This window comes from Deinococcus sp. Marseille-Q6407 (assembly GCF_946848805.1).
Lineage (GTDB): Bacteria > Deinococcota > Deinococci > Deinococcales > Deinococcaceae > Deinococcus.
Window position 1 is genome coordinate 62,165 of the sequence record NZ_CAMPFU010000005.1, and the last position, 7,811, is coordinate 69,975.

Below are 7,811 nucleotides of genomic sequence, written 5' to 3' on the forward strand. Positions count from 1 at the left end.
CTCATCACTTAACGTCGTACAGATACACCACGGTTTGACCGTCATGAGGCGCGAACGCGAACCGTAGCCCCTTGTCCGCTTTCCAGACAGTAAAGGGATTGGTGGCCATGGCGCGGGTCACGCCGTCGGTTTTGACCGGGTCCCATAGGGGCACTGGGAAACCGGCGACGACCCGGCCTTCATTGAAGTTCACCACTTCGAGGCCGCCCAGTCCGATGCTCTCGCCACTGGGATGACCTCCCATGTAGGCAACACCGCTGCAGAGTGCCAGTTCACCTTCCATGTGATGGCAGTCCTGATAGTCGATGTAGCTCAGCGGATTGGCCTGCATCCGCGCCGTTGCCGTGATGGGGAGACCGGCACCGTTCAGATCCCAGCTGTACCAGCGACGGGATCCCCAGCTCACCATATGCAGCTTGCCGCCTACCGGGTCGATGACGACGCCACCCAGGTGGTCGTTGTAACGCAGGACTTCTTCGACTTTGCCTGTCTTGATCTCGATCCGGTAGAGCACCGAGCGGCTGTTCGGACGGTATTCAGCCACCGGTACATAGATGTACTTTCCATCGGTATCGATGCCTCCAGGATGGTAGATGTCACCTTCTCCCTCGGCCAGCACGATGTCCCTAAGCAGCTTGCCGTTTTGATCGAACTGGAAGAGGTGAGCGCGCCCTTTACCCGGACTGCGGTCCATACCGCCCTGAGGCTGCTGGTACTTTTCAGGACGCTCCTGAATTTCGACGGAGCTCATGAAGTAGCGGTCACCAATCTTCAGCATGCCCTGAGGATGGTGGGTTTCGAATGCCAGGGTGATCTGTCCAGCAGGCGTCCAGCTGGAGCCGCGACCCAGAGCTGCAAGGTCGGACTGCACCTGTGGAAGGGCCGCGAAAGCGGTGCCGGTGCTGACCATGGCCAGGCAGGAAAGCATCAATCGTTTCAGCATGGGCAAGAGCGTAGGGAAGAATGGTCAGGCGACTGTCTACTGACGTGGAGCCCGGGTTCGGTCAGTCACGACCTCAGCGACTGACTCCTTCTGCCAGTTCCACTACCTCTTGAGGTTTCAGCACGCCCTTGAACCAGACGATGCGGCCTTCAAAGTCGGAGTGCTTCACTCCGGCCTTCTCGAGGTTGAGTCGTTCCGACACGCAGATGATCACGTCCTCGCGGCCCGATTTGCGCAGCAGCTCGAATTTTTTCCTGAGGTACTCTGGTCGCCAGTAGCCGACGATCTCCACCAGCACACTGCGCCCGTCCGGGTGCTCCAGCCGGAAGTCGGGCAGGATCACGCCCCCGGGAACCGGCACCAGATCCACCTCCCGTTCCAGCGTCCAGTCGGTCTTCAGTTTCTCGAACCGGTCGGCGAATCCCGCCTCCAGAGCACTGTCGTGCTCTTCGGGGGCCCTGTAGTGGCTGACGTAGCCGTCCTCGCTGGTGAGCTCAAGGGTCCACAGGTCGTCTTTGGGATCGACCCAGGCCAGGTCCTTGCGGGCTTTGACCTCCGCTGTCAGGTCCCATTTGGTCACATGCAGCAGGGCTGGCAGAAATTTGGCCATCGCCAGACCGTAGCGGGTGGTCGAACCCAGCAGACTGCTAGGTCCGTCCATGGTGAGGGTAAACCCGAATTTCGGATCACCCTCCACGGTCAGCATCAACCCGAACAGCTTGGTGTACTTGAGCAGCTGCTTGTAACGAGCCGGCTCGTTGCGCCTGGCGGTGATGACGAGCGAGTAGGCCCGGTAAAGCTGGCCCTGGGTATTGGCGAGGTCGTAGCGCTGAATCAGTTCAGTGGGGGAGAGCCCCGGCGCTTCGGTCATGGTCTGCTGATCGCTCAGGTCGGCGTAGAGGAGATGGCGGAGATCCTGCCCATCGTCGATGCCCAGCTGCCTTCTGGCCGCTTCCAGCACCTGCGAGGTTCGCCGGCGACTGGGGACCCCTTCCTGCGCGAGCGCGAAGACCTTTTCGCGGACCGCGGATGGTTCGGCCGCACCCGCAGCTTCGAAGCTGGCCTGCTGACTCAGGAGATGAGCCATCCCCCGGATCACCTTGATTCCCCGGCGTCCCCGCTCCAGTTCGGCCAGCGCTTCGTCGAGCTCGAAGCGTGGATGACCCAGGTGCTGCTCGAAGATACCGATGAGGGTCTCGGCCAGTTCCAGGTTGCCGGGCGTGGGCTTCAGCCGGCGTGGTTCCACCACGCCGCCCTTCACCTGGAACGTCAGCAGTTCAGTGGGGAGCATTCAGGTCCTCCCAGCCGGAGATGGCGGCGTCCGGCAGACCTCCGGGCTGCCACTGTCCCCGGCGCTGCTGGCTGACCCGCTCTTCGGTCGTGCCTTCAGTGATCACCTCATAAAGCACTGCCTGCTTGCCCTCGGCCCGGCGAAGAATGCGGCCCAATCGCTGGATGTGCTCGCGCTCGGTGGAGGTCCCCGACAGGACCACCGCCACGCTGGCTTCCGGAACGTCCACCCCTTCGTTGAGCACCCGGCTGGTCACCAGCAAGCGATATTCGCCTGCCCGGAACCGCTCCAATACCGCATGCCGCTCCTTGGTGGGGGTCTGGTGGGTGATGGCCGGAATCAGGAAGTCCCGGCTGATGCGGTAGACCGTCTCGTTGTCGTTGGTGAAGATAATGGTGCGTTCACTCGGATGCTGCGCCAGGATCTCTTCGAGCACCCGCAGTTTGCCTTCGGTGCCGTACGCGACGCTCTTGGCCTCCCGGTGGGCCAGGAAGGCGCGCCGGCCTTCTGGCGTACCGCTGGAGCGGATGAACTCCTGCCAGCCTTCGGTGGAGCCGATCCGGATGCCGTATCTCCGGAGATACTCGTTACGTAGGGCCATCAGGCTGTCGTAGTGTTCCCGTTCACTGGGACTAAGTTTGACCCGGATGATCACTTCGCGGTAGTCGGCCAGGGTGTCTCCAGAAAGGTCTTCTGGAGACACGGCATATACCACCGGCCCAACCAAATGCTCCAGGTCCGCTTCCCGGCCGTCGCTGCGTTTGGGCGTGGCGGTGAGACCCAGGCGGTAGGGCGCGATGGACATCTCGGCGATGGAGCGGTTGAAGTCGCTGGGGAGGTGGTGGACCTCGTCGAAGATTAGGGTCGTGTAGCGACCCGCGAGCTCTTCGGCGTGAATGGCCGCCGAGTCGTAGGTAGAGACCAGTAAGGGTGTCTCGTCGCGGCTGCCTCCCCCAAGCAGGCCGATGCTGGTGTCAGGGAATGCGGCCAGCAGTCCGCTGTACCACTGCTGCAGGAGGTCCAGGGTGGGCACGCAGATCAGGGCAGTGCGGGGGGTATCCCGCAGCGCCAGTTGAGCAACCAGGGTTTTCCCGGCTCCGGTGGGCAGCACGACCACTCCTCGCCGTCCGGCTGCTTTCCAGGCAGCCAGCGCTTCTTTCTGATGCGGGTAGGGAGTGATCTCACGGGTGTAGGTCAGTCCCAGGTCTCCGAACGCTTTCGCTCGGTCCTCGAACTTGATGCCGGCGCTTTTCATCTCTAGAGCGATATCGCGGTAGGCCATACCACGGGCGCGGTAGGACTGGCTGCGCTCATCCCAGATGAAGTGGCCCTTGACCACTTCCGGCGGTTCCTGCATCACCAGGGTGCCGCGGTCCAGCCGGAGGACGGGTTTCTTCAAGCGGTGATGGCCTCGATAGGGACAGCGACGATGGCAACGTCTCCGTCTACGACCTGAATCTGCAACCGATCGACGCCCTCTAATTGGCTGACCAGGGAGCCGATGGGCCAGACGGCTTCTTCGCCGTCTGGGAGCAGCAGGTGCACTTCCCGGTCGTTCATCCAGAGGATCTCCACCACTTCGGTCTGGGGGTCCGCGACGACCACTTCAGCTTCGTTGCAGTCAGCGAATTGCACCTTTGAAGTGTAGAGGTTCAGCCCATGCCATAGAGCGATATGGAACGCTATTAGGATGCTTGCCAGTCATACCATCGATCTACTGTCCCAAAGCGCGGATGTACTGCAAGGTGTCGCCGTGCAGGGGAGCACCGTGCCAGGTGGCTTCGCTGGCCGCACTCACGTGTCCATCCGCTACCCGCCAGACCCGCAGAGCGTCGTGCAGACGGTCATAAGCCAGGACGAAGCCGTTGGCAGGGCAGTCGTGCTGACGGCAACCGGTGATCACGAAGGTGCGTGCATCGTTTTGCAGCTGAGACTGGACATCCATGTTGTGCAGCAGGTGCTGGTAGCCAGCCGGGCCGATCAGGGCCTGGAGTCTGGCGGCGACGGCGGGTTGCCTGACGAACTGCTCCGGAGCCTGATCGCCCTGCGGAACGATGGCGGGTTGCGTAGCGGTGTTGAGCACGGGGGCGTAGCCACCGGCCTGAGCGATAGGTGCGGCGGAGCAGAGGGTAAGGGCAGCGAAGGCGAAGAGGAGTTTGTTCATGGCTCTAGCATATGTTTTGGGGGCAGACTTCTGGCCGAACTCAGTGGCACACAATGCAAACAACGTGACTCCCCCTTCAAGCCCACTGATTCGATGCTCCCGGCCAGAGGAGTTAGAGGGTTGTGCTGAAAGTCGGAGGATTGCGTGACTCCGCCACGGCGAAGATCAGTTCAATGGCAACTTCGGAGAGATCCTGAGCACTTTCGATGGCCTGGGGGAAGCGGTGCCGCACGCCGCGTATCAGAGTCTGGTGCAGATGCGGATTGGCCGAGTACAACTCGTAGATGTAGGGCAACCGCTGCCGCATCACAGGTTGCCAGGAGAGGTCGGGCATCCGGTCACGCTTCAGATGACGGTTGAACTCGGACTCCGAGGGGACCAGGTTCCATAATTCATTGATCGGGTACGTCGTGATGGGCACGATGTGATCGACATCGTAGTTCCCGGGATTCAGGGGAACCTCCGTCCAGAAGCACCGCAAGTCCTTGCCTTCCATCATCATCAGCTCGAACTGGTTGCGTTCCCAGTTCAGCGGTCTGCGGCTGTCCGGCCTGTCGGTCAGGGCCAGGTAGACCTGACCACGATCCATCCCCGATCCGGTTCGGTCGTTCGCTTCAACGAACATCGCCCATTCGTGAAGACAGAGGGCTTCCACGTAAAGTGAGTAGAACTTGAAACTCTCCCACATCTCGTCACTGATCACGGTCACGAGGTCTGACAGGTCGGTTTGCGGAAGAGTCACAACCGTGGGAGGCAGTTCGGCCAGCTTTCGAGGTTTGCTGAAGACGCCGTGATTCGAAGGGCCATCTCCAGCGTAGCGGATAGGTTGCTGGATAGCTTTGATCATGAGCTTGACGCACCTGGCATAGCTGGCCTGCAGTTCAGGAGACAGCTGACCGTTCACCGCTTCCGACACCAAGACGATGCCGTCCGAGGGCCGGGCAGAACCGAGATCACTGGCCTGCCAGAGTGCTTTGAGCTGAGTGAGTTCGCGCCTGAACACGACGTCGGCGGTGCCCTCTCTGAAGCCGCCCTGGTAGACAGGTATCTCCTGGTTCATGAAGGGCCAGTAATACCCGATCCAGAGTTCGGCGATCAGCTTAAGTGAAACGGCGATACCGGCACCCTGACCTCTGACTCCGGCGTAATTCAGGGCCAGGTCGTTGAGCGCGCGGACGAGAGCAATTTTGTAGTTGTTCGTCTTGCGGTCATGCTTGAGCACCCGCTGAATGACCTTGACCGCTGCTCCGTCCATAGCTGCTTTCTGTTTCTTTATCGCTTAGGCGCTCTGAAGCCGGCCTTCTGGGCTTCCTCCGCACTTTTGTAGCAGCGCTCCGGGTGAGTCTGCTTGTAACTGCGGCTCTGGGGCGTGTGGTAGATGCGTTCACCCTTGCTGTTGATGTTGCCTTTGACCGGGTGACTGGCGGGGCAGGTCGTTTTGGTCGCAGGGGCTACACCCAGTTGTGGGGCTTGAGCCTGAACTGGAGCGAGCGCGAAGAGGGCAAGGAAGGGGAGTAACTTTTTCACAGGAGGTTCCTCCATTTTCAACGGCAGTAGTCGACGGCTTGCAGCGCTGTGTGAATGCCTTTGGTCGGGAAAGTAAAGGTGACTGGGCTTAGTCCACCACGGAAGACAGTGGCTGAGAGAGACGACTTTGCGGAATGCATTTCCAGGAAAAGAGCAGCGGTGTAAGAACGGTCCATGGTCCAGACGGAAAGTTGGCCTGACTGACGATCACGGCGTACGGTGCCATCGGATGTGCCGAGATATTCGCTGTCCCGCGTCCACTGTACGTCTATATGAGGAGAAGCCTGTTCACTGGCGAGAGCATTCTTGCTGAAGATGGAGATCTCAGGTGCACCGTTTTTGCAGAGGATAGCCAGGTACGTTTTGCCGATGGTGTCGTACCGCTCATCGACATAGACCCCCTTAGAGTTGTAGGAGACCTTGCTGCCGGGAATACGGGTGTCGGCCAGGGCAGACGAAGTACATAGGAGTAGAGCGGCGGTATAGAAGAGCGCTTTTTTCATCATTTCACACAGTAATTTACCCATGGAGCAACTCCTGGCGTCCCATAACGGCTCATGCGGACCGCAGTATACGGACCGGATTCTGTATATCCCCGGTCGAAAACCAGTTTCATGGGTCCGAAGCTGGTGGCTTTCACCGTTGGACCGAGGTCGTTGTACACCCTTAGGAAGGACTTGATGTCGCTCTTACGGTCTGCCGAAAGGTTGAAGCAGGTCTTGGCGATGCGCGCCACGTTATCTCCAAGCAGATCCAGCTCAGCGACCGATAGGGAGGAGCGGAAGGTCAGCAGGTAGATCTCGTCCAGGCGACCGGCTTTCACGTTGCTGTAGTACGCCACTCCCATGGTCATGTCCTTGCCGGCGCTGGTCCGTTTACCGACCATCAGCATGTTGTTGTCCAAACGTACCTGTCTTCCACTGCCCTGCATCAGCTCACGGATAGGGGTCGATCCTGCGGAGGCGGAGGTGGCGAGCAGTAAGGCTGCCGTGAAAAGGAGGTTTCGCATACTTTTTATCCTGACACTTTTCGCATGCAGTGGAGAGAAAATTTGCTGCCGCTTCCTCCAGCAATCCTGTCGGATGGCCTTTCTCCCTGTTGTGGATCCAGGTAAGGATTCCTGGCTTCTAGGAAAGTTGAGAATTCATCGCTCTCACTCCACATCATCCAGCTGCCGTTTCGGCTGACGGTAGGTGAAGTTCAGGGTGTCCCCAGCGGCGATGACCCGTTCTATTTCTGCAGTCAGGGCTCGGCCTTGCATCCCGCAGCCGCTCAAATGGTAAGCCAGGGTGCGCTACGTAGGCCGGACTATACGCAACTCACCGTCTCTTTCCCTGCCGGTCCAGTGCGCGTGCCGTGTTTATTGATAACGGCGTAAGTATGCGCTGCTAAACTCTAGGGACCGTGGAATGGCAACCGAACCAATATTCTCGTGCCCAACTTGAGGAGCGGCGTCTGGCTGCTACCGAGTGGCTGCAGCAAGGCAGCCACACACACCGCGAAATTGCTGCTCACTTCGGCGTCTCCGTGCTCACGGTGACTTCTTGGAGTGCTCGGCTCAGAAAGAAGGGAAGCTTGCAAGCGACGGTCAGCTCTGGTCGTCCTGCTCGGCTGACTGAGTCTCAGCACGACCAGCTTCGCACCCTCCTGCGGGAGGGTGCTCTGCAGCATGGGTTTCCTGACGAAACTTGGACGACAAAACGCGTGGCAGAGCTGATCGGGCGGCACTTCGAGGTGTGGTACCACCATGATCACGTCCGTAAAATCCTACGAAAGTTGGGGTTCAGCCCACAGATGCCAGATGGGCGGGCTGCTGAGCGGAACGAACTTCGGATTGCATCCTGGCGGGAACAGGTGCTCCCGGAGTTGGAAAAAAAAGGTCGCTG

Annotated in this window: 9 protein-coding genes; 1 reads left to right on the plus strand and 8 read right to left on the minus strand. The window is 59.8% G+C overall.

The genetic code is table 11. The features are described from left to right. Positions 1-4: 4 nt before the first annotated feature. From OCI36_RS11950 to OCI36_RS11985, 8 genes are all read right to left on the minus strand, one after another. Entirely contained in the window at positions 5-943 is a 939-nt protein-coding gene (locus tag OCI36_RS11950) for a DUF6454 family protein (RefSeq protein WP_261665305.1), read from the minus strand. 73 nt (positions 944-1,016) lie between these two features. Further along, complete coding sequence (locus tag OCI36_RS11955) at positions 1,017-2,234, minus strand: DUF790 family protein (RefSeq protein ID WP_261665306.1); 1,218 nt, start codon at positions 2,232-2,234, stop codon at positions 1,017-1,019. Beyond that, a complete protein-coding gene (locus tag OCI36_RS11960; protein WP_261665307.1) occupies positions 2,221-3,633 on the minus strand; it encodes a DEAD/DEAH box helicase family protein in 1,413 nt (470 codons plus the stop codon). Before OCI36_RS11960 ends, OCI36_RS11955 begins: the two co-directional genes overlap by 14 nt. Next, positions 3,630-3,869 carry a hypothetical protein gene (locus tag OCI36_RS11965; RefSeq protein WP_261665308.1) on the minus strand — a complete coding sequence of 80 codons (240 nt, stop codon included), beginning with the start codon at positions 3,867-3,869 and terminating at the stop codon, positions 3,630-3,632. The genes OCI36_RS11960 and OCI36_RS11965 overlap by 4 nt, the downstream gene beginning before the upstream one ends. 79 nt (positions 3,870-3,948) lie before the next feature. Beyond that, positions 3,949-4,398, minus strand: coding sequence for a hypothetical protein (locus OCI36_RS11970; RefSeq protein WP_261665309.1), 450 nt, complete (start codon positions 4,396-4,398; stop codon positions 3,949-3,951). Between the two features lie 112 nt (positions 4,399-4,510). Then, entirely contained in the window at positions 4,511-5,653 is a 1,143-nt protein-coding gene (locus OCI36_RS11975) for an HNH endonuclease domain-containing protein (RefSeq protein ID WP_261665310.1), read from the minus strand. A gap of 289 nt (positions 5,654-5,942) precedes the next feature. Continuing rightward, positions 5,943-6,452 (minus strand): hypothetical protein, encoded by a 510-nt coding sequence (locus OCI36_RS11980; RefSeq protein ID WP_261665311.1) that lies wholly within the window; start codon positions 6,450-6,452, stop codon positions 5,943-5,945. Further along, on the minus strand, positions 6,428-6,934 hold the full coding sequence (locus OCI36_RS11985; RefSeq protein WP_261665312.1) for a hypothetical protein: 507 nt from the start codon (positions 6,932-6,934) through the stop codon (positions 6,428-6,430). The genes OCI36_RS11980 and OCI36_RS11985 overlap by 25 nt, the downstream gene beginning before the upstream one ends. 395 nt (positions 6,935-7,329) lie before the next feature. On the opposite strand from OCI36_RS11985, the gene OCI36_RS11990 reads away from it, so the two are divergent. Further along, positions 7,330-7,811, plus strand: a 482-nt coding sequence (locus OCI36_RS11990; protein ID WP_261663422.1) for a transposase, incomplete at its 3' end; no start/stop codon positions are given.

Coding starts and splice junctions, on each gene's coding strand:
- OCI36_RS11950 (WP_261665305.1), bottom strand. CDS start 943: ATGCTGAAACGATTGATGCTTTCCTGCCTGGCCATGGTCAGCACCGGC.
- OCI36_RS11955 (WP_261665306.1), bottom strand. CDS start 2,234: ATGCTCCCCACTGAACTGCTGACGTTCCAGGTGAAGGGCGGCGTGGTG.
- OCI36_RS11970 (WP_261665309.1), bottom strand. CDS start 4,398: ATGAACAAACTCCTCTTCGCCTTCGCTGCCCTTACCCTCTGCTCCGCC.
- OCI36_RS11975 (WP_261665310.1), bottom strand. CDS start 5,653: ATGGACGGAGCAGCGGTCAAGGTCATTCAGCGGGTGCTCAAGCATGAC.
- OCI36_RS11980 (WP_261665311.1), bottom strand. CDS start 6,452: ATGGGTAAATTACTGTGTGAAATGATGAAAAAAGCGCTCTTCTATACC.
- OCI36_RS11985 (WP_261665312.1), bottom strand. CDS start 6,934: ATGCGAAACCTCCTTTTCACGGCAGCCTTACTGCTCGCCACCTCCGCC.